This window comes from Paracoccus onchidii (assembly GCF_028294535.1).
Classification (GTDB): Bacteria; Pseudomonadota; Alphaproteobacteria; order Rhodobacterales; family Rhodobacteraceae; genus Paracoccus; species Paracoccus onchidii.
On record NZ_JAQBIE010000002.1, the window covers coordinates 168,627 to 188,048 of the forward strand.

General features: G+C 58.8%; 21 protein-coding genes. 5 read left to right on the plus strand and 16 right to left on the minus strand.

The window, feature by feature from the left end:
• Positions 1-10: 10 nt before the first annotated feature.
• The 4 genes from PAF17_RS02315 to PAF17_RS02330 all read right to left on the minus strand — a co-directional run bounded on the left by PAF17_RS02315 (position 11) and on the right by PAF17_RS02330 (position 3,886).
• Positions 11-1,030, minus strand: coding sequence for an alpha-ketoacid dehydrogenase subunit beta (locus PAF17_RS02315; protein WP_271887468.1), 1,020 nt, complete (start codon positions 1,028-1,030; stop codon positions 11-13).
• A 22-nt stretch (positions 1,031-1,052) separates the two neighbouring features.
• Positions 1,053-2,042 (minus strand): thiamine pyrophosphate-dependent dehydrogenase E1 component subunit alpha, encoded by a 990-nt coding sequence (locus PAF17_RS02320; protein ID WP_271887469.1) that lies wholly within the window; start codon positions 2,040-2,042, stop codon positions 1,053-1,055.
• A gap of 300 nt (positions 2,043-2,342) precedes the next feature.
• Positions 2,343-2,564: a hypothetical protein gene (locus PAF17_RS02325; protein ID WP_271887470.1), complete on the minus strand. Its 222-nt coding sequence runs from the start codon at positions 2,562-2,564 to the stop codon at positions 2,343-2,345.
• A 335-nt stretch (positions 2,565-2,899) separates the two neighbouring features.
• Positions 2,900-3,886, minus strand: coding sequence for a zinc-dependent alcohol dehydrogenase family protein (locus PAF17_RS02330; protein ID WP_271887471.1), 987 nt, complete (start codon positions 3,884-3,886; stop codon positions 2,900-2,902).
• Between the two features lie 304 nt (positions 3,887-4,190).
• Between PAF17_RS02330 and PAF17_RS02335 the strand changes: the two genes are divergently transcribed.
• Positions 4,191-4,574, plus strand: a complete 384-nt coding sequence (locus tag PAF17_RS02335) for a hypothetical protein (RefSeq protein WP_271887472.1) — start codon at positions 4,191-4,193, stop codon at positions 4,572-4,574.
• Positions 4,575-4,684: 110 nt separating this feature from the next.
• Positions 4,685-5,359 carry a class I SAM-dependent methyltransferase gene (locus PAF17_RS02340; protein ID WP_271887473.1) on the plus strand — a complete coding sequence of 225 codons (675 nt, stop codon included), beginning with the start codon at positions 4,685-4,687 and terminating at the stop codon, positions 5,357-5,359.
• Between the two features lie 31 nt (positions 5,360-5,390).
• Here the strand turns inward: PAF17_RS02340 and PAF17_RS02345 are convergent, their stop codons facing one another.
• From PAF17_RS02345 to PAF17_RS02375, 7 genes are all read right to left on the minus strand, one after another.
• The gene (locus PAF17_RS02345; protein WP_271887474.1) at positions 5,391-6,488 is read right to left on the minus strand and encodes an isocitrate/isopropylmalate dehydrogenase family protein; all 1,098 of its coding nucleotides are present in this window, start codon (positions 6,486-6,488) and stop codon (positions 5,391-5,393) included.
• Between the two features lie 16 nt (positions 6,489-6,504).
• Positions 6,505-7,149, minus strand: a complete 645-nt coding sequence (gene otnC, locus PAF17_RS02350; RefSeq protein WP_271887475.1) for a 3-oxo-tetronate 4-phosphate decarboxylase — start codon at positions 7,147-7,149, stop codon at positions 6,505-6,507.
• Positions 7,146-7,937, minus strand: coding sequence for an N-acyl homoserine lactonase family protein (locus PAF17_RS02355; protein ID WP_408636359.1), 792 nt, complete (start codon positions 7,935-7,937; stop codon positions 7,146-7,148). Before PAF17_RS02355 ends, otnC begins: the two co-directional genes overlap by 4 nt.
• A gap of 2 nt (positions 7,938-7,939) precedes the next feature.
• The gene (locus PAF17_RS02360; RefSeq protein WP_271887476.1) at positions 7,940-8,230 is read right to left on the minus strand and encodes a putative quinol monooxygenase; all 291 of its coding nucleotides are present in this window, start codon (positions 8,228-8,230) and stop codon (positions 7,940-7,942) included.
• The gene (locus tag PAF17_RS02365) at positions 8,230-9,741 is read right to left on the minus strand and encodes a tripartite tricarboxylate transporter permease (RefSeq protein WP_271887477.1); all 1,512 of its coding nucleotides are present in this window, start codon (positions 9,739-9,741) and stop codon (positions 8,230-8,232) included. Before PAF17_RS02365 ends, PAF17_RS02360 begins: the two co-directional genes overlap by 1 nt.
• Entirely contained in the window at positions 9,741-10,490 is a 750-nt protein-coding gene (locus PAF17_RS02370) for a tripartite tricarboxylate transporter TctB family protein (RefSeq protein ID WP_271887478.1), read from the minus strand. Before PAF17_RS02370 ends, PAF17_RS02365 begins: the two co-directional genes overlap by 1 nt.
• A 71-nt stretch (positions 10,491-10,561) precedes the next feature.
• A complete protein-coding gene (locus tag PAF17_RS02375) occupies positions 10,562-11,569 on the minus strand; it encodes a Bug family tripartite tricarboxylate transporter substrate binding protein (RefSeq protein ID WP_271887479.1) in 1,008 nt (335 codons plus the stop codon).
• Positions 11,570-11,706: 137 nt separating this feature from the next.
• Between PAF17_RS02375 and PAF17_RS02380 the strand changes: the two genes are divergently transcribed.
• The 3 genes from PAF17_RS02380 to PAF17_RS02390 are packed head-to-tail and all read left to right on the plus strand — an operon-like array spanning position 11,707 to position 14,372.
• Complete coding sequence (locus PAF17_RS02380) at positions 11,707-12,738, plus strand: Gfo/Idh/MocA family protein (protein ID WP_271887480.1); 1,032 nt, start codon at positions 11,707-11,709, stop codon at positions 12,736-12,738.
• A complete protein-coding gene (locus PAF17_RS02385; RefSeq protein ID WP_271887481.1) occupies positions 12,735-13,412 on the plus strand; it encodes a GntR family transcriptional regulator in 678 nt (225 codons plus the stop codon). Before PAF17_RS02380 ends, PAF17_RS02385 begins: the two co-directional genes overlap by 4 nt.
• A gap of 30 nt (positions 13,413-13,442) precedes the next feature.
• Entirely contained in the window at positions 13,443-14,372 is a 930-nt protein-coding gene (locus PAF17_RS02390; protein WP_271887482.1) for an aldo/keto reductase, read from the plus strand.
• A gap of 24 nt (positions 14,373-14,396) precedes the next feature.
• Here the strand turns inward: PAF17_RS02390 and PAF17_RS02395 are convergent, their stop codons facing one another.
• The 5 genes from PAF17_RS02395 to PAF17_RS02415 all read right to left on the minus strand — a co-directional run bounded on the left by PAF17_RS02395 (position 14,397) and on the right by PAF17_RS02415 (position 19,406).
• Positions 14,397-15,149 (minus strand): SDR family NAD(P)-dependent oxidoreductase, encoded by a 753-nt coding sequence (locus PAF17_RS02395; RefSeq protein ID WP_271887483.1) that lies wholly within the window; start codon positions 15,147-15,149, stop codon positions 14,397-14,399.
• Entirely contained in the window at positions 15,146-16,240 is a 1,095-nt protein-coding gene (locus tag PAF17_RS02400) for an ABC transporter ATP-binding protein (protein ID WP_271887484.1), read from the minus strand. Before PAF17_RS02400 ends, PAF17_RS02395 begins: the two co-directional genes overlap by 4 nt.
• 13 nt (positions 16,241-16,253) lie before the next feature.
• A complete protein-coding gene (locus tag PAF17_RS02405) occupies positions 16,254-17,156 on the minus strand; it encodes a carbohydrate ABC transporter permease (protein ID WP_271887485.1) in 903 nt (300 codons plus the stop codon).
• Positions 17,149-18,066, minus strand: a complete 918-nt coding sequence (locus tag PAF17_RS02410; RefSeq protein ID WP_271887486.1) for a carbohydrate ABC transporter permease — start codon at positions 18,064-18,066, stop codon at positions 17,149-17,151. Before PAF17_RS02410 ends, PAF17_RS02405 begins: the two co-directional genes overlap by 8 nt.
• A gap of 68 nt (positions 18,067-18,134) precedes the next feature.
• Positions 18,135-19,406 (minus strand): ABC transporter substrate-binding protein, encoded by a 1,272-nt coding sequence (locus PAF17_RS02415; RefSeq protein WP_271887487.1) that lies wholly within the window; start codon positions 19,404-19,406, stop codon positions 18,135-18,137.
• Positions 19,407-19,422 lie beyond the last annotated feature (16 nt).

Sequence of the window (19,422 nt, forward strand, 5' to 3'; positions counted from 1 at the left end):
CCGGGTTGGCTCAGGCCGCCTGCATCCGGGACCAGGCCTCGACAATCTTGTCGGGATTGGGCAGGCAGTACTGTTCCATGACGCGGGCGAAGGGGATCGGAACATCAGGGAAAGCGACCCTCTTCGGTGCAGCCTTCAGCACCGAAATGTCATGCTCTGTCACCGACGCGATAATCTCGCCCGAGACGCCATAGCTCATGTAATCTTCGTCCACGACGATCAGTCGCCCAGTCTTTGCGACGCTGGCCCGGATCGTGTCGCGATCCAGTGGAACAAGGCTGACAAGGTCGACAACCTCGGCACTGACGCCTTGTTCTTCCAGGCGCATGGCAGCCTTCAAGGCGTTGTGCACCCCCATTCCAAGGCTGACGATAGTAACATCCTTGCCTGGACGCACGACCTTGGCCTTGCCGATTTCCAGGGTATAACTTTCCTCGGGCACATGGACGGTGGCACCCGCTTCGGTTCCCAGCCAGCCCATGCCCTGCAGTCCCTTGTGATACATATAGACCACTGGACTGTCATCGCGCATTGCCGCAGTCATCAGACCCTTGGCGTCATACGCGTTTGACGGGGCCACCACCTTCATGCCTGGGAGATGGGCAAAGGTGCCATAGACGCATTGGGAATGTTGTCCCGCGTCAGAATAGCCGCCGCCGGTAGAGGTCATCAGCACCATCGGCACCTTGAATGACCCGCCCGAGAAATAGTTGTTCTTGGCCATCAGATTGTAGATCGCATCGAAACAGACGCCGAAGAAGTCAACAAACATCAGCTCGACGACAGGCCGCATACCGTCCTGGGCAGCCCCGACCGCCGCGCCGATGAAGGCGGTTTCCGAAATCGGCGTATCGCGAATGCGTTGTGGCCCGAATTCGTCCAGCAGTCCCCGTGTGTTCCCGTATACACCGCCCAAGGCGCCGATATCCTCACCCATGACAAAAACGGATGGATCAAGCTGCATTTCCTGCTGCACCGCCTCGGCCATCGCGCGGGCGATGGTCAGCCTTCTTTCATTGGTCTTGCTCATCTGGAATTCCTCGCTGCTTCACTTACGCCGCAAAGACGCAGGTCAGGGCGTCCTCGGGGGCCGGATCCTCGCTGTCGCGGGCAAATCTGATCGCGGCTTCGACCCGCGCCAGACTTTCGGATTCGATGGCGGCAAGTTCTGATTCACTTGCGACACCATCGGTCAGCAATCTGGTTCGCATGCGCGGGATCGGGTCGGCCTCTTGCAGCGCGTCTTTTTCGCCCTTGGGGCGATAACCTTCCGCATCGCCCATGAAATGCCCGGCGAGACGATAGGTTTCGATTTCCAGCAAGGATGGACCTTCCCCCGCACGAGCGCGTGCAATGGCTTCGCCTGCGGCATCGTAAATCGCATAGGGATCGTTGCCCTCGACGCGCATTCCGGGAATGCCATAGGCTGCCGCGCGTTCGGCATTGTTGGCAATCGCGGTCGAACTTTGCTTGGGAACCGAAATTCCCCATGAATTATCCTCGATCACGCAAATGAAGGGCAGTTTCCACACCGCGGCCAGGTTCATCGCCTCGTGAAAAGCCCCCTGATTCACGGCACCTTCGCCGATAAAGGCCACGGCCACACCGGGCTTGTCCTGCATCTGGCGCGAAAGCGCGGCGCCGACGGCCGGGCCCAAACCCTGCCCGATGATCCCCGAGCAGGCAAAGTTCACCTCGGGATCGAAGATGTGCATGTGCCCCCCCCGTCCGCCGGAAAGCCCGGTGCTCTTGCCGAAGATCTCGGCAGCCATGCGATCAAGATCGACGCCTTTTGCGATGGCTTGATGATGCGGGCGATGTGTGGCTGTCACGACATCCGTCCGGTTCAGATGTGCGCATACGCCGACCGCGACGGGTTCTTGTCCGTCCGACAGGTGCATCTCGCCCGGAATTGGCCCGTTGGCCATGTTGAACACCGGCGTCTTGCCTTCGAAATAGATTTTCGCGATGGCCTCTTCGAAGCTGCGGCTCGTGACCATGTTGCGATACATCCAATGCAGTTCGTCCCGCGTTGGTGACATGAAGTTTCTCCCCCTGATACCTGCGGCGCTATGCACCACCATGCAACATGAGCTGAGTTTCCGCCCCTAGACGAAACGCATCAACGATGCTGGTCATCCCGCCCGTCGAAAGAGCATGATCTGTCTCATTGTGGGACGGAATGAGACAGGTTGAGCCATGTCTGGCAGCGTTGAGAGGACCCATAGGGCATAGGCGATCCACCCCGGCAGACCCAGGAAGACCCCCCAGAGATGTCGATTCCCGCCCAAATATCTGACCGACCCAGGTTCCAGGCGGAACACCCGCCACCAAAGCAACTGTCAGCCCCATGAACACAAACGCGATCGCAAGGTTTGCCCTGCGCGATCTATCAGGTCCGTTTCGATGGTCGGCGCAATGGCCAACATGCCAACATGGGCCAGCCTTGTCAGGAACTGTTTACCGATCAGGCTGTTGAAATCCGGCGCGACGGCTGCAAATGGTAGTGGCGTCCGGCATTTGGTTTTAACCGCGCCATGGATCGCCCGATTCTCGAATCTCATGATTTCTGATGATCTGGCGGCGGGCCGTCTGGTCGCGCTGTTGCCCGCTCGTCTCCGGGCAGAACTGCTGAACGTAACTGTGCGATACATGACCCGCATTTCCGGGCTGCCACCCGTCGAACCATCCAGTGGCTTTCCCGAATAGGTCAGATTGTCAAATGTGCCTGCGGCCTACGCTTTGCGGATCTGCCTTTCGGCAAGATCGGAAAACTTCATCGCCAGGCCCCATATGCCGGTCACAACCCGAATACAAGGACACCCGCAACGCCGTAAAAAAACGTCTGTGATCGGGTCGGGAACCGCCCGATCACAAACTGCAGGGAGGCCATGCCCGATCAGATTTCGACCACGACCTTGCCAATGGCTTGTCCGCTGGTCAGCCGTGCATAAGCGGCCCCCACATCTTGCAGGCCAAAACGCTGTTCATCCAGCATGGGCTTCATGGCACCGGAATCGACGATCTGCGCAAGCTTGGCCAGGATCTCGCCATGTTTCTGGCGCTGGTGATCATGCAGCATAGGCAACAGCATGAACACCACATGCAGCGACAAGCCCTTGAAATGCGCAGGCGTCAGGTCGATTTCCAGCAATGCAACCGTCGATACCATCTGCGCATTCAACGCCGCAGCCTCGAAGGAATTGGTCATGTTCGCACCACCGACGGCATCAAAGATCATATCAAAGCCTTTGCCCGCCGTATGCGATGCGACATAGTCGCCAATCTTTTCCTTCATGAAATCGATCGGTGTCGCGCCAAATGCCTTGATGGCCGCCATATGAACGTCACCGGTTCCTGTCGCCGATACGGTCGCACCCAGATGTCGGGCCAGCTGGATCGCCAGATGCCCTACGCCGCCGGCACCACCCTGAACCAGCACTTTCTGGTCGGGACCGACGCCGGCACGTTCCAGCCCTTCATAGGCGGTAATGCCAACCAGAGGGATGGCCGCAGCCTCACGCATGGACAAGGATTTCGGCTTATGGGCAATCAGGCGTGCATCGGCCAGCATGTATTCGGCCAAGGCACCCTGAAGGTCGGCCAGCCCACCGGCGCAGCCATACACCTCGTCACCGACGGCATACCCTTCGACACCATCTCCGATTTCCTCGATGACCCCGGCAAAATCCATGCCCAACACCGCGGGCAATGCCGGAGACAAAGGCAGGTCGGAACCCATGGCCTTGATCATCGTATCGATCGTATTGATGCTGGTCGCGTGAACGCGGACCACGACATGTCCATTGGACGCGTTTGGGCGATCGAGATCGGCAGATACAAACGGTGCGTCGGCACCATAGGCGGTAAGGGTCATGGCCTTCATCGGACAACTCCTGCTGTTGAATTTGCTTGCCCCGGTATTTACGCGCCTCGCTCAAATATAAAATCCGCATAATATTGGCTTCACTTTATTGAAAATGGATATAGTTGGTGATTTCTCACCAGCTTGCTGACGCGTGAACGCTTGGGACCGGCCTTGCTTGAATGTCTTGAATAGATGCGCTTTCCCAAAAAATCCGGTTGTGGGTTTCTACGCGCCTGAGGTGCCGGCCCTGACGTGAATGTGACAACCAGGGCTTGAGCATGGCGCATAGTTTCGAGATGATCCAAACAGAACGGAGGTCCCGATGCGTTGGATTTGTCTTTTCGCCCTGCTGCTTCCCCTGCCTGCCGCTGCGTTCACCGCGATCAATGGCATGAAGGTTCAGCAAATCAGTCCGACCGAAATTGCCGTCGAACTGGATGTTCGCCGGATCGAGACCCAATATTGGTGTGCTGCCGGTGATTTTGCAAAGCGCGCTTTGGGGTTGGACGGTAAAACCAGAATGTGGCGAGCTTCGCCCAAACCCCGAAAGGCGGGGCATGGTATGACCTTCACGTTGGATCCGGCGAAAAAGACCGCCAATGCAGGTCCGTCCCAGTTCGGCTCGGGGCCGAAGGATGGGTCCGTTTCGGTGGCGATGGCTGCGGGCAATTACTGCCGCATGGAATATCCGTTCCACCGCCGGTAGGCCGATCGCTTTCACATAGCCCCTAACTGAACTGGCACAAAAACATGTCAGGCAGACCGATGCCGGAAATCAAGCATCATCATGCAACAGAAAAGATGTTTCAAAACACCATGAACGATACAGATCAGCACGGTGATGCGGAAAGCTATGCTGAACGCGTTGCGCGCCATGTTCCCGCCCTGACGGATCTTCACCGTATGACCGGGTTGCTTCTGGCCGAACATGTGCCTCAAACCGGCTCGGTTCTGGTTCTTGGGGCCGGCGGCGGGCTGGAGCTATGCGCATTGGCCGGGCAACATCCGCAATGGCGTTTCTGCGGGATCGACCCATCCGCGCAAATGCTTGCCCAGGCGCGTCAGACTGCGGCCGCGCATCTCGACCGGGTGTCATTGTGCCAAGGATATATCGATGATGCGCCGAGCGGACCCTTTGACGGGGCGGTCTGCCTGCTGACGCTGCATTTCCTGGAACGTGACGAGCGTTTGCGCACATTGCAGCAAATTGCAGGCCGCCTGCGACCGGGCGCGCCCCTTGTTACAGCCCATCACAGCTTTCCGACAGATGGATCCGCGCGCGACCTTTGGCTGGGACGCAATGCCGCCTGGCTGGAAGCGTCCGGGGTTCCCGCTGCGCAGGCAAGGAGAGGCGCTCAGGCCATGAAACAGCACCTGCCGGTTCTTGCCCCGGACCTCGATGAAGCTCTGTTGAACAAAGCCGGCTTTGAACAGGTTCAAATGTTCTTTGCCGCATTTACGTATAAGGGCTGGGTCTCGCGCCGGACCTGAAGCCTGAACAAGCGTGTCGCGCAAAGGGCAATCAACCGCCCAGATGTTTCAGAACTGCGTTGGTGACCGCATGGGTGCCCATATCGCCGCCAAACTCCATCGGGCGCAATGCGTTCGCAGCAAATCCGGCATCGACGGCCAGGTCAATGGCCAATCCGGCCTCTGCGTAGCTTGAATTCCCCGTCTTTTCGGAAAGGTAATCCAGCATCAATGCGGCGCTGAGGATTGCGGCCAAAGGATTTGCCTTGTCCTGGCCCATGATGTCGGGGGCGCTGCCATGGGCGGGCTGAAACAGTCCGGTGCTGTCGCCGATTTCGGCGCAAGCTGCCATGCCCATACCGCCGACCAACCCCCCGGCAAGATCCGAAAGAATATCCCCGAACATGTTCTCCATGACCAGAATGTCGAAATCCCAAGGCCTGCGCACCAGGTCCAGCGCCTGGGCATCAACATAGTTGTAGCTGATTTCGACCTCGGGGTGATCGGCTGCAATTTCATCAAAGATCTTGCGAAAGAACGCCATGGACGAGAACACATTGGCCTTGTCCACACAGGTCAGACGGGCGCGCTTGCCCCGCTCATGCCGCTTTCGCGCCAAACGAAAGGCGAACCGATGAAGCTTTTCGGTGGTAGATCGGGTGATGCGCAGCGTTTCGCGCACTTCGTCATCACCGATGACCTGCGCCCTGCCATGGGCAGCAGCCGAATAGAACAAACCTTCGGTGCTTTCACGCAGGATGATCAGATCCAGCCCGGCAGCACGCGGGTCGGCAAGGCGCTGGGGCGCATTCGGATAGGCGCGGACAGGGCGTATGCCGGCATAAAGCCCGTATCGATCCCGCAGACGAAGATGCGGGGAAATCTCGGTCCCATCTGCGTGTCGGATCGCAGGCAGGCCGATGGCACCAAGGAAAATGGCGTCCGCTGATCCGGCACGTTCTTCGCCGCCCGGCTCGATATCTGTGCCGGTGTCGCGAAAGTAACCGGCCCCGGCATGGATATCGTCAAACTCCAGCGCCGGGGCATTGACATGGCTGCAGGCTGCCTCTGCGACCTGCATGGCGGCCTCGGCCACGTCGATCCCGATTCCGTCACCCTTGATCAGCGCGATGCGTGCGGCGGTTCCCATCGGGCACCCCTTCCCTTTACCAGTCAATGTCAAATCTTTCGACCACCGCAGCGATCTGGGCCGTGCTTAGCCCCATCGCACCCGCGCCGTGCGTCAGCAGGGCAAGCTTGGCGGTTTCTTCCAGTTCTTCGATTGCATAGGTGGCCGCCCACAGATCCTTGCCCGCCACGACCGGCCCATGATTTGCCAGAACAACCGCTGACCGGCGGCCCGCCAGCCCGCGCACCGCATCGCCCATCGCGGGATCGCCGGGCAGGATAAAGGGCAACCGCTGAACCTTGCCCAGCCGCATGATCGCATAGGGCGTCAATGCCGGCAGCATGTCGTTGGGGTCGATATCAGGCAACATCGACAGGGCAACCGAATGCGATGAATGCAGATGCACAACCGCCCCGGTCCCATGACGCGTGTCATAGAATGCGGTGTGAAGCGGGATCTCCTTCGTCGGAGGGTCCCCCGACAGCAATTGCAGGTCGCGGTCCAGATGGCTGATGCGCGCGGGATCCAGAAACCCCATCGAGCTGCCGGTGGGTGTCATCAGCAGGCTGCCATCGGACAAGCGCACCGAAATGTTGCCCGACGCACCGCAGGTCAGCCCCCGGTCGAACATGGATTTCGCGATCCTGCAAATATCTTCGCGCTGTCTGGATTGCTCGCTCATGTCGGAATCTTTCGTATAGGTCCGGGATCCAGTCGAAAAATATGATCGGCGACCCCGGCGGGGAAATAGTTGCGCACCAGCGGATCATGCCCCGGAATGATCAATTCGGGCTTGCTGGCAAGCTGTCGCAAACGATCAAACCCGTCCAACATGTCCTGCATATCGACAACAATCGGGAAAGGTTTTCGCGCAAACAGGTTTTCATAGAAATGCGCGGCATCCGACGCCAGCACCATCCAGCCTGCGCCGGTCATGACCCGCACCGCCTGAAGGCCCCTGCTATGCCCGCCGATGCGGTGCACGGTGATGCCTTCAGCCAGCTCGGCGTCTCCGTCGTGGAACACGACTTTCCCCGAATACAAGCGTTGGATCGCTTCGCAGATATGGCCCGCCGTAAAGGGCGCGCGCAGCGTGTCATGACACATGCAAGGCCCGGTGGCAAAGGCCATTTCGGCCGCTTGCAGATGCAAGGTCGCATTGGGGAAAAGATGCAGCCCACCCGCATGATCGTAATGCAAATGGGTGACAATGACGTTGGTGACATCTGCCGGGTCGATCCCAAGCGGCTGTAATGCCGCGCGCGGATCCAGACGAATGGGGCGCCCCCGTGCCGCGGCCTCGTCATTGTCGTATCCGGTATCGACCAGAACGATCTGATCGCCCCGGCGCAGAACCCACATGAAGTAATCCATTGCATGTGGCGCATCATGATTGTCATCAAAGATAAAACTGTCGCGGCGGGTCCTGGCGTTTCGATCCGCGTATTTGACGGCATGCACTTCCCACATGTTCAGCCCTCGACATTCGAGAAGCAATGAACCCTCTTGTCGGCAATCATCGATCCGATCGCGGTGTCGAACGACCTGAAATGTGACGATTTCAGGTGAAGGTCGAATGCTGCACGATCATCATACAATTCATACAGGAATACCCGCTCCGGCAGCTCTGGATCCGTACAGACGTCAAAGCGGTGGCAACCCCGTTCCAGCTCCAGGGATGTGCGTGCATTTTCAAGGACCAACGGCAAAAACATATCAAACTGGTCGGGTTTGGTCACGAAAGTGACGGTGACAGCATACATCAGACGATCCTTCGACGAATGCGCCCCAAGGCGCGTTTTACGGGGGGAAGCTGGCTTGCGATCAGGGCCAGGTTCAAAGCCAGAAGCACCGCGGCGGCGGGGCGCGATGCGAAAACGCTCAGGTCGCCGTCCGACAGGAAAAGCGACCGGCGGAACATCTCGTCGAACATGCCGCCAAGGATGACACCAATGACCAGCGGCGCGATTGGAAAGGCCAGCATATTCATGAAATAGGCCACCACGCCGACCCCCAGCATCAGGTAAAGATCATTGATTCCGCCCCCTACGCTGAAGGACCCGATGGTGGTCAGGATCAGGACGACCGGCAAGAACACCGTCTGCGGAATCCGCAGGATGCGGATAAAGACCCGCGCGGTGAACAACCCCATCAGGAACATCGTAAAGGATGCCAGCACAAGAATGGCGACCACGCGCAAAATGATAGACGGGTCCAGCGTCGGGCCGGGGATGACATTGTTGATCATGAACGCGCCCATCAGCGCCGTGGCAGGGGGCGATCCCGGAATGCCCAGCACCAAAAGCGGAATCAGCGCCCCACCGATGCAGGCATTGTTCGCGGTTTCCGAAGACAACAACCCTTCGATCGATCCCTTGCCGAACTTGTCCCCCTCTTTCGAGACCGTCTTGCCGACGCCATAGCTGACCCAGCCGGCGACATCTTCGCCCACCCCCGGCAAAGCGCCAACACCCGTGCCGATGACCCCGGAACGGGTGATCGTGGGCAAATACCGGCGCACTGCGGCGAAACTGGGCACGATGCGCCCGGTCAGCTGGGTCAGTTTGGCGCGCTGCGTGTGTCGCATTCCGGCGATGATCTGGGGGATTGCGAATGCCCCCATCAGAACCGGCACGACCTGAAATCCCGACAGCATATATGACCAGCCAAAGGTATAGCGCGGCTCGGACAACAGCGGGTCAAGCCCGACCATCGCCATGGCCAGCCCGATCAGCCCGGCGATCCAGCCCTTGATGACCAGATCCTCGCTCATCAATGCGCCGGACAGCAGAATTCCAAACAATGCGAGCAGCGCCTTTTCAGGGCTGGCGATGTTCTTTGACACCAGCAGCAAGGCCCAGACAAACACCAGCAGCGCCGTCGTGCCGATCAGCGTGCCGATAAAGCTGGCGGTGGTGGTCAGCCCCAATGCTTCGCCCCCCCTGCCCGCCTTTGCCAGCGGATGCCCGTCCATCGCGGTTGCCGCGCTTGCGGCCGTGCCGGGGATGTTGAGCATGATCGAAGGGTAAGAACCTCCGTAGATCGCACCGACATAGGCCCCCAACAAGGCGATCAGTGAATAATCCAGCGGGATCTTGTTGCCGAAAAAGCCGGTCAGGATGGTGACGGCCAGTGTCGCCGTCAGTCCCGGCAACGCCCCGAACGTGATGCCCAGAAAGACCGACCCGATCAAATACAGATATGTCAGCGGGTCAGAAACCAGCGCGACAAAAGCACCGCCAAAACCGATGAGTTGCGAGAGCAGAAAATCCATCACTGCCTCCACATCGGTGCGAGCGTGACATAGTAGTGATATTCGATCTTGGAAAACAGAAGGCCGCTGCGATTGGGCACATTCTGTCGGAAGGCAAAGGCCATCGCGCAGATCAGCACCAGCGGAGCACCGATGGCGATCACCGGCGTCACCCGAGCGACGGGATCGCCGCGTCCGTTCCACAATGACCAGATGGTCAGGGCCAGCCAGACGCCCAAGGCGATCCAGTCATCATCATGGGCATTCCATTCCGATTGCGGAAAATGCAAAATCAATGCGGCCAGGCCCGATACCGTCATTGCCAAGGTGGCCAGCAACATCCGCTTCGGGCGACCACTGTGATAGCCATAGATCAGCGCGGTAATCAGCAATCCCGAGGCAATGATGAAATCAACTCGCGGCACAAGCGCCACGATATAGAACAGGAAGATCACGATCAGCGTGCAAAAGCGCAGCGCCTCTGCCGGGTTCCAGCCCAGCCCAACCTTGTCCAGCGCCAGGGCCGCGCCGCCTTCGCGAATGGAACGGGCCAGCAATGCAACCGAAAGGATCAGCAAGGCCACGAAGACACCTAACGGCACGATCGCCGCCGAATTGAACCACTCGACCCCTTTTACTCCGCCCTGAGTTCCGGCCAGCAACGGAATGTCGAATGTGCGCCAGATGAAAAACACCGACACAAGGATCAACAGCAAGGATGCCCAGAAATCGCGGGCCCGCATCACCGTCTTGTCGTCATGGATGTCCAAACCCGCTCTCCCCGGCGTCATCGGGGGCGCAGGACCAGCGCCCCCGGATTTGCAATGCTGGCAAAGCGCCCTTACGGCTTGTCGATGCCCAATGTGGCGGGATCGACGGTGGCCACACCCAATTCCTGCAGGGTATAGGCAAAGTTGCTTTCAAGATTTGCAAACAGGGCCTGTGCTTCCGGACCGGACTGTCCGCCAATGTCATAGTGATTGGCCGCCGCCCATTGCGCGACGGCTTCGCCCGCCATCGCCGCATCAAAAGCCTCTGTCAGCGCCTGCTTGACCTCATCTGAGGCCGAGTTGTGGACGGCGAACCCGATGGCCTGCTTCAAGGGCAAATAGGCGTCCAGCCCATCATAGAGATCGAACGCCGAAGGCACGTCCATTCCGGCAATCTGCGCCTTGTCAGGGGTCAACATTGCCAGGGGTTTCAGTTCTCTGCCCTCGATCAAGGGGGCCTGCTCTGCCAGCGATGTCACGACGACGGCAACCTCGCCAGCCATCGCGGCCTCTTGCCCCGCAGCCGATCCCTTGTAGGGAACGAACTTGAACTCGACGCCGGCACCCTTTTCTATCGCCAACAGGTTCAGATGATGGATCGATCCGGCCCCCGATGCAGCGGCGGGAATGCTGCCGGGATCGGCCTTCGCAGCCTCGACCAGATCTTCCAGCGTGCCATAGGGGCTGTCAGCCGGCACCGAGATCAGATCGGGTGAACCGCCAACGATGAATGGATACCAGAAATCGAATTTCTTGTCCCAGCCGCCTTGCACTGCGGCGGTGACATTTGATTCCGAAATACCGGCCAGCGTGTATCCGTCATCGGGCTGGTTCATGACATAGACCATGCCGTTTGATCCCGCGACGCCGCCAGTCTGATTGATCACATTGATCGAGACTGGCAGGTGTTCTTCCATTTCGGCCATGATCATGCGGTTGATCGAGTCAGTGCCCCCTCCGGCACCCCAAACCACCGCATTCGTGATATCACGATAGGGATATTCTTGCGCCATGACCGATGTGCCAATTCCTGCGACAAGCATGGCCGCACATGTGGCGCCCGTCAGCAATTTTTTCATCAACCCCTCCTCCCAGCAGTTGTGTACGATATTGCGTTTTTTTACGTATACGCTATTATCATGTCTGTCAACGCCACGATCGCCTTTGGGCCAAGATCGGGCGGCAAATGTGAAGACCGGGATGGACGGAGGACCAGATGACCGACCGCAAGACCCTGCGCGTGGCCTGTGTTGGCGCGGGCTATTTCAGCCAGTTCCACTATGAAAGCTGGGCACGTATGGATCGCGCGAGTGTGGTCGGCAGTTGCGATCTTGATCTTGCCAAAGCCAGGGCGACCGGACTGCCGGCATTTGATGACCTGGCCACGATGCTGGCCGCAACCAAGCCAGACCTGCTCGACATCATATTGCCCCCGGTCCAACACGCCGATGCCATCAGAACGGCACTTGCGGCAGGCGTGAAAACATTGATCTGCCAGAAACCATTCTGCATCGATCTGGATCAGGCTCAGAACATTCTGGCCGAGACCGACCAAGCAGGCGCACAGATCATCATCCACGAGAATTTTCGCTTTCAGCCCTGGTATCGCACCATCAAATCCGCCCTGCAGAAGGGCGCCGTCGGCGATGTGCTGCAGGTCACATTCCGCTTACGCCCCGGCGATGGTCAGGGCCCCTGCGCCTATCTGGATCGTCAGCCATATTTCCAGACGATGCCACGTTTTCTGATACGCGAAACGGGCGTCCACTGGATCGATACATTCCGGTTCCTGTTGGGTGAACCGGTCTCGGTCTATGCGGATCTGCGTCAGATCAATCCTGTCATTGCCGGCGAAGATGCCGGATACGTGATCTTTGAACATTCGAAATCCGTCCGGGCCTTGCTGGACGGCAATCGCAGCCTGGATCACAAGGCCGAAAATACGCGTCGCACCATGGGCGAGGGTCTGGTCGAAGGCACGCAGGGGACCATCACGCTGACCGGTGACGGCGCGGTTCATTTGCGCAAATTTGGTCAGGAAAAGGTCTCGACCCTGCTCCCCGCCGACGGGCATCCGGGCTTTGGCGGCGATTGCGTCCACAATTTGCAGTCGCATGTCATTTCCGGGCTTTTGGATGGCGAGGCATTGGAAAACCTTGCTCAGGACTATCTTTCGGTTATGCGGACCGAGGCCGCGATCTATCGATCGGCCGAACTCGCACAGAAACTGCCATTGGAGGCCATGTGAACAAACAAGGTGAAAAACCGGTCTCGAACACTGAACGCGCCATCGCCGAGCTGCGTCGCCTGGTCTTTTCGGGTGAACTGGCGGCCGGGTCGGATCACCTCGAAAGTGAACTGGCCGAGATGCTGGGCATGTCGCGCACACCGGTCCGCGAAGCTGCGCGTACATTGGAAAGCCAGGGTTTGCTGGAATTGCGCGCGCGCAAAGGGGTCCGCATCCTGTCTGTCTCGCCCGATGACATGCGCGAGATCTATGACGTCCTGACCGAGCTGGAAAGTCTGGCTGCCGAACGCGCCGCCGAACAAGGCTATTCTGCCAATGAATTGCAAGATCTGGCTGCGGCGATCGCAGATATGGATCATGCTCTGGATCAGCGTGACCTCGAGGCATGGGCGCAGGCCGATGACAGGTTCCATTCCGAACTGGTGCGGCTGGGTCGCAACTCTCGCGTCCTTGCGATCACGGCAATGCTGGGGGATCAGGTGCGAAGGGCGCGCGCCGTGACATTGTTCATGCGCCCCCTGCCCATCCAATCGAACCGCGACCATCAAGGCGTCTACGAAGCCATATTGCGCGGTGATTATACCGCAGCCCGCAATTTGCATCGGGCGCATCGGCAGCAGGCCCGCGACATGATCCTTGACCTTCTGGAACGCCATCGCCTGCGGCAGCTATGACACCGAAACAATACCGGAAAGACCTGTAAGATGTTGAAAACCATGCGCGGAACCCCGATTTCTTCGCTGTGCTTTGGTGCCATGCAATTCGGCCGCGGGGCCAATCACGCCGCGGCTGCCGCCATGTTTCAGCAATGTCGGAGCGCGGGTATCAATGTCTTTGACACCGCTCATGGCTATAATGACGGTCTGTCCGAAGAATGGTTGGGCAGCTTCGTGCAGGCTGAACGCGAGGACCTGTTCTTCGCCACCAAGCTGGCGGCAACAGGTGGATCGGCCCGCGCGAATATTCTGGCCCAGTTCGACATCAGCCAAAGGCGGCACGGGCTGGATTGCGTCGACTTGCTTTACCTGCATCGCTGGGACCCGGACACACCGCTTAGCGAAACATTCGAAACATTGGCCGGGCTGCAGCAGGACGGAAAACTGCGACATGTCGGGGTCTCGAATTTTGCTGCATGGCAGGTGATGAAGGCAAACCATGTTGCGCAAAGCTTCGGTCTGCGCATTGATGCGATTCAACCGATGTACAATCTGGTCAAGCGTCAGGCCGAAGCCGAAATCCTGCCGATGGCATTGGACCAGAATATTGCCGTCTTGCCATATTCTCCGCTTGGAGGCGGCTTGCTGACAGGGAAATACCGGGGTGGCGGAACCGGACGGCTGTCCAGCGATCAGGTGTATGCCGCGCGCTATGGTGCAGACTGGATGTGGGATTGTGCGTCGAAGCTGACAGATCTGGCTGCGGAACTGGGCCACAACGCGGCGACGCTGGCGGTGGCCTGGATCGCACGCAATCCAGCCATCGCCGCCCCGATCATCAGCGCAAGATCACCCGAGCAACTTGCCCCGTCGCTGGCGGCGATGGGATTGAACCTTGTCGATGATGTTTATGCAGCTGTTACCGCCCTTTCGAAGACACCCGATCCGGCCACCGACCGTTCCGAGGAAACCGGATGACGGCCGCTTCGTTCCGGGCACGCGCTAGGACCAGCCCCCGTCAACGATCAGGGTCTGGTTGGTAATTGCCGCTGCACTGTCCGAGGCCAGCATGACGACTGCGGCAGCAACATCATGAGGCATGACAAATCGCTTTAGACATTGCCGTTCAAGCACCTGGGCCTCGAATTCCGGCGTCACCCATTTCTCGACCTGGCGGCGCGTCCGCACGAATCCTGGCAACACGCAATTCACGCGAATACCCGACGGTCCCAGTTCGCGGGCCAGCCCGTGGCTCAGCCCTTCGATGGCGGCCTTGGCCGTCACATAGGCTGGCGCATCCTGCAATCCGACGCGCCATGCGATCGACCCCAAGTGAATGATCACGCCGGACCCGCGCGCCTTCATTTGCGGAATGACGGCCTGACTGCAGAAAAAGTGATGGTCGAGATTGACCGACAATCGATCGCGCCAATACTTCGGGGTCACATCTGCGGTTTTATGGCGATCGTCATGGGCCGCGTTGTTGATCAGGACATCGAATGGCCGATCCGCTGCCGCCTTGGAAAAGGTCGCCCCGATGTGACCTGTCTGCGCCAGATCCAGCCGATGAAAGCGTATATTCGATGCCAGTTCCGCCTCCAGCGCCATGCCCGCGTCTTTATCGATATCGAAAAAGGTGACCATGGCGTCCTGATCCCGAAAAGCCCGCACGATCGCGGCGCCGATCCCCGACGCTCCGCCCGTCACGGCGACATGCCTTCCCGCGAGGTCGGGAAAAACCGGGCGGCCGGTCACAGCCGCACCTGAGTATCGGGATCGAACAGGCAAACACGATCCATGTCGATTTCGAACTCGGCCTCGACATTTTCGGTCGGGGCCTCATCGGGTTCACATGTCAGGACCACCTGCTGCCCCGCCACCCGTCCCATCAGGATCGTTTCCGCGCCGGTCGGTTCAAGCATCTCGATAAAAGCCCTGATTGGAACGGATTTCAGGCCCTTGCGCACTGACCTGCGTGCAACAAGGGGGCTGAAATGTTCTGGCCGCACCCCAAGCACGACTGACCTGCCATCGGCGACCTCGGCGTTTTCGGGCAACGGTAACAACACGCCCTCCGCACCTTCCAGGCGCAGCATCCGCCCCTGCACGACCGTCGCGTTCAGAAAGTTCATCGTCGGCGACCCCATGAAGCCGGCCACGAACATATTCGCCGGACGGCGATAAATTTCATCAGGCGTATCATATTGCTGCAACACCCCCTTGTTCATCACCGCGATGCGGGTTGCCAATGTCATCGCTTCGATCTGGTCATGGGTGACATAGATCGTGGTTTTTCCGACATTCTGATGCAGCTTCTTGATTTCGCTGCGCATCTCGATTCTCAGCTTGGCATCCAGATTGGATAGTGGTTCGTCAAAGAGAAACATCTTGGGGTCGCGGACCAAAGCGCGCCCCATCGCCACGCGCTGGCGTTGCCCACCGGACAATTGCCCGGGTTTGCGATCCAGCAGCGGTGTGATCTGCAACATCGTCGCGACCCGCTGGATTTCGCGTTCCTGTTCTGATTTCGCGATGCCCCGACATTCCATTCCAAAGGTCATATTCTGGCGAACGCTCATGGTTGGATACAAGGCATAGCTTTGAAAAACCATGGCAATATCGCGGTCCTTTGGTGCCTCGTCATTGACAAGATGGCCGTCGATACGGATTTCACCCGATGAAACGGACTCAAGCCCGGCGATCATCGAAAGCAAGGTCGATTTGCCGCAGCCCGACGGCCCGACCAGGGCGACAAATTCGCCCGAGCGCGCCGAGAGGTTGATGTTCTTCAGCACTTCGACCGCACCAAAGCTTTTGCGCAGATCGTTGATTTCAAGTGTGGACATGAGATTGCCTTCCTTACTTGACCGCGCCCTGGGTCAGCCCGCGCACAAAATATTTTCCACCGACCAGATAGATGAACAAAGGTGGCAAGGCGGCCATGATCACCGATGCGGCTTCGACGTTGTAATGCCGCTCGCCGGTTCCCGACCCCGAGAATGCCACGATCGCCGAGGTGATCGGCTGGTTCGCACCCGAGGTGAAAACCGTGCCGAACAGAAATTCATTCCATATGCCGGTGAATTGCCAGATGACGGTGACGATCAGGATTGGTGGCGACAGTGGCAGAATGATGCGTCGGAAAATTCGCCAGAAACCGGCTCCGTCAATGCGGGCCGCCTTGATCAAATCATCCGGCACATTCAGGAAATAGTTTCGGCAAAACAAAGTTGTAAACGACACACCCTGCACTGTGTGCACGAGCACCAGACCAGAAATCGTGTTTGAAAGGCCCAGCTTGCCCAGCACGAATGCCCAGGGCAGCAACGTCATCTGCGCGGGCAGGAACACACCAAGCGTGATCACGCCAAAGACCCAGGCATCGCCACGAAAGCGCCATTTCGACAGGACATAGCCGTTGACCAGGCCCAGGGCCGTGGACAATGCCGTCGCCGGAACGGCCATCAACAACGAGTTGGTGAAGTATCGGGAAACACCCTCACAGGTGCCACCGATGCAGAAACTGGACCAGGCCTCGCTCCAATGATGCAGCGACATCGAGCCGGGCCAGGAAATAAAGCCCTGGCGTACGATTTCTTCGAGCGGTCGCAACGTGTTCAGAAAAATGATGACTGCGGGCATCAGGTAAATGGCAGCGAACAGGCCCAACAGCCCGTATACCGTCAGCCGTGCGCGCCGCTGGCGGCCCTTGCCCCCGGTTGCAAGCGGGTCGAACTCGGTTCGTTGTGTCATATCAGCCATGTTTTCCGCCTTCCTTGCGCTGGCGCCAGGATGACCACAGGCCATAGGGGATCAGCACGCAGACCAGCCCCAGAAGGATCATCACCGCGGCGGCGGCCCCTTCGGCGATCTGGCCCCGCTGGAACATCAGGTCGTAAACCACGATTGCCGGCACCGTGGTCGCGACACCGGGGCCGCCCTGTGTCAATGCCACGACAAGGTCATAGGTCTTGATGGCGAATTGCAGCAATACGACCGCGACCGCCACGAAAATGGGCCAGATCGTCGGCAAGACGACACGGCGGTAGATGCGCGGCATCGAAGCTCCGTCGATCTGCGCTGCCTTGATCAGATCGCTGTCGACCGAACGCAACCCCGCCAGGATCAATGCCATCGCGAAACCCGAAGCGTGCCAGATCGCCGTAAACACAACTACATAAAGCGCCATGTCGCGATCGCTGATCCAATCGAATTTCGCGCCGATCCAGCCAAGATCCTTCAGCGCAAGTTCGACCCCGGTTTGCGGGTGAAAGATCCAGCGCCACACCGTTCCGGTCACGATGAAAGACACGGCCAGCGGATACAGAAAAATCGTGCGCCAAAACGCCTCAAAGCGCACCCGCTGGTCGATCAGGATGGCAAGCAATGTGCCCATCGCCAGCGCACCAAGGACATATAAAGTGCCAAAGACAAACAGGTTGGTAAACGCGACTGTCCATCGCTTGGATTGCCACAGCGTGAAATAGGCGTCGAAACCCGAATAGGTCATGTCCGGCAACAAGGTCGACTGGGACAGCGAAATCCAGATCGTCCACAGCGAAAACAGCACGACGTAAATTACCGACGCAAGAATGGTGGGCACCAGCACCATTTGCGGCGTCATTCCGGCAAGCCGGCGGTATATCGGCACACTGGCCCGTTCGGGCGGCATGGCGAGATCCTTTCCTTGAGGGTGGGGATGCCCGGCCGCACGCACGCGCGACCGGAGCCATGCCTGGATCACATCTGCAGTTCGACGGCATCCGCCAACTGGTTCGCGGCCTCTTCAGGCGTGATCGAGTCGTCGGCGACATATTCGGTGATGACTTCCATCATTGCGCCACGGAATTTCTGCAGTACGGTCATGTTATGGGCCATCGAACGCACCAGCGTTCCTTCCTCGACCGAGGCCTGCAGATCGCTCAGGCTTTTTTGTTGACACTGCGTGAACCCGCCCTCGGACAGGTCGACATCGGTGCGCGACGGGATCGACCCCTTGGCGACATTGAAGGTCACCTGGAATTCCGGCGACATGATCGTCTTGGCCAGAAGCTTTTGACCCTCGACATAGTCGGGCTCGTTCTGTTTGAACATCACGACGGAATCGGCGTTCAGGATATATCCGGTGCCACCCCAATCAACTGGTGTCTGGTTGCACAGGTAATCCACCCCTTCTTCGAAGCCGGCCAGGTTGGCCGAAGCGATCGTCCAGTCCCCCATCAGGAAAAACGCCGCCTCGCCGGTCATGGTCATGGTCATCGATTGTTCCCAGGACCGGCCATTGATACCATCATCCATGTAGCCGACCATCCTGCGCAGTTGCGCAAAGGCGTCGATCATTCCCTGGCTGCGCATCGCATCGATATCGGCCTCCTGGAAAGCCTTGCGATACAGGTCGATATCCATCCCATAGACAACGCTGTCAAAGGTGGTGGTATCCGACCAGTCGGCGGCCCCATGGGCGATACAGGTTTTGCCTGCTTCGACAATCTTGTCGCAAGCCGCGTTGAATTCCGCCCAGGTCGTCGGGACGGCCAAGCCCATTTCGTCCAGCAACTTCTTGGAGCTGTACAACCAGTTCACGCGGTGAATGTTCATCGGCACCGCGACCCAATGCCCGGTCGGCTTCATGACCGAGATCAATTCGGGGGCGACGACATCATCCCAGCCTTCCGCACTGGCCAGCTCATCCATATTCGCGGTCTGTCCGGTTTCGTTCCACTCAATGATTTCCGGGCCTTTCAACTGCACTGCCGCAGGGGCATTGCCCGCCACGACATCCGAACGCAGCTTGGCCAGCGTATTCGAGGTATGCCCCGAGATCGCCGTCTGCTCCCATGTGCCTCCCGCGGCCTCATACATCTCGCCCAGCTTGGCGATGGCCGCCGCCTCGGAGCCTTGCGCCCATTGGTGCATCATGTTGGTCTTGGGTTCTGCAAGCGCCGTTCCCGTATTGGCGATCACGGCCAGCAGGCTGGTTACGGCGAGGCCGGTGGTTTTGATTGTTGTCATGTTTCTTCCTCCCTGA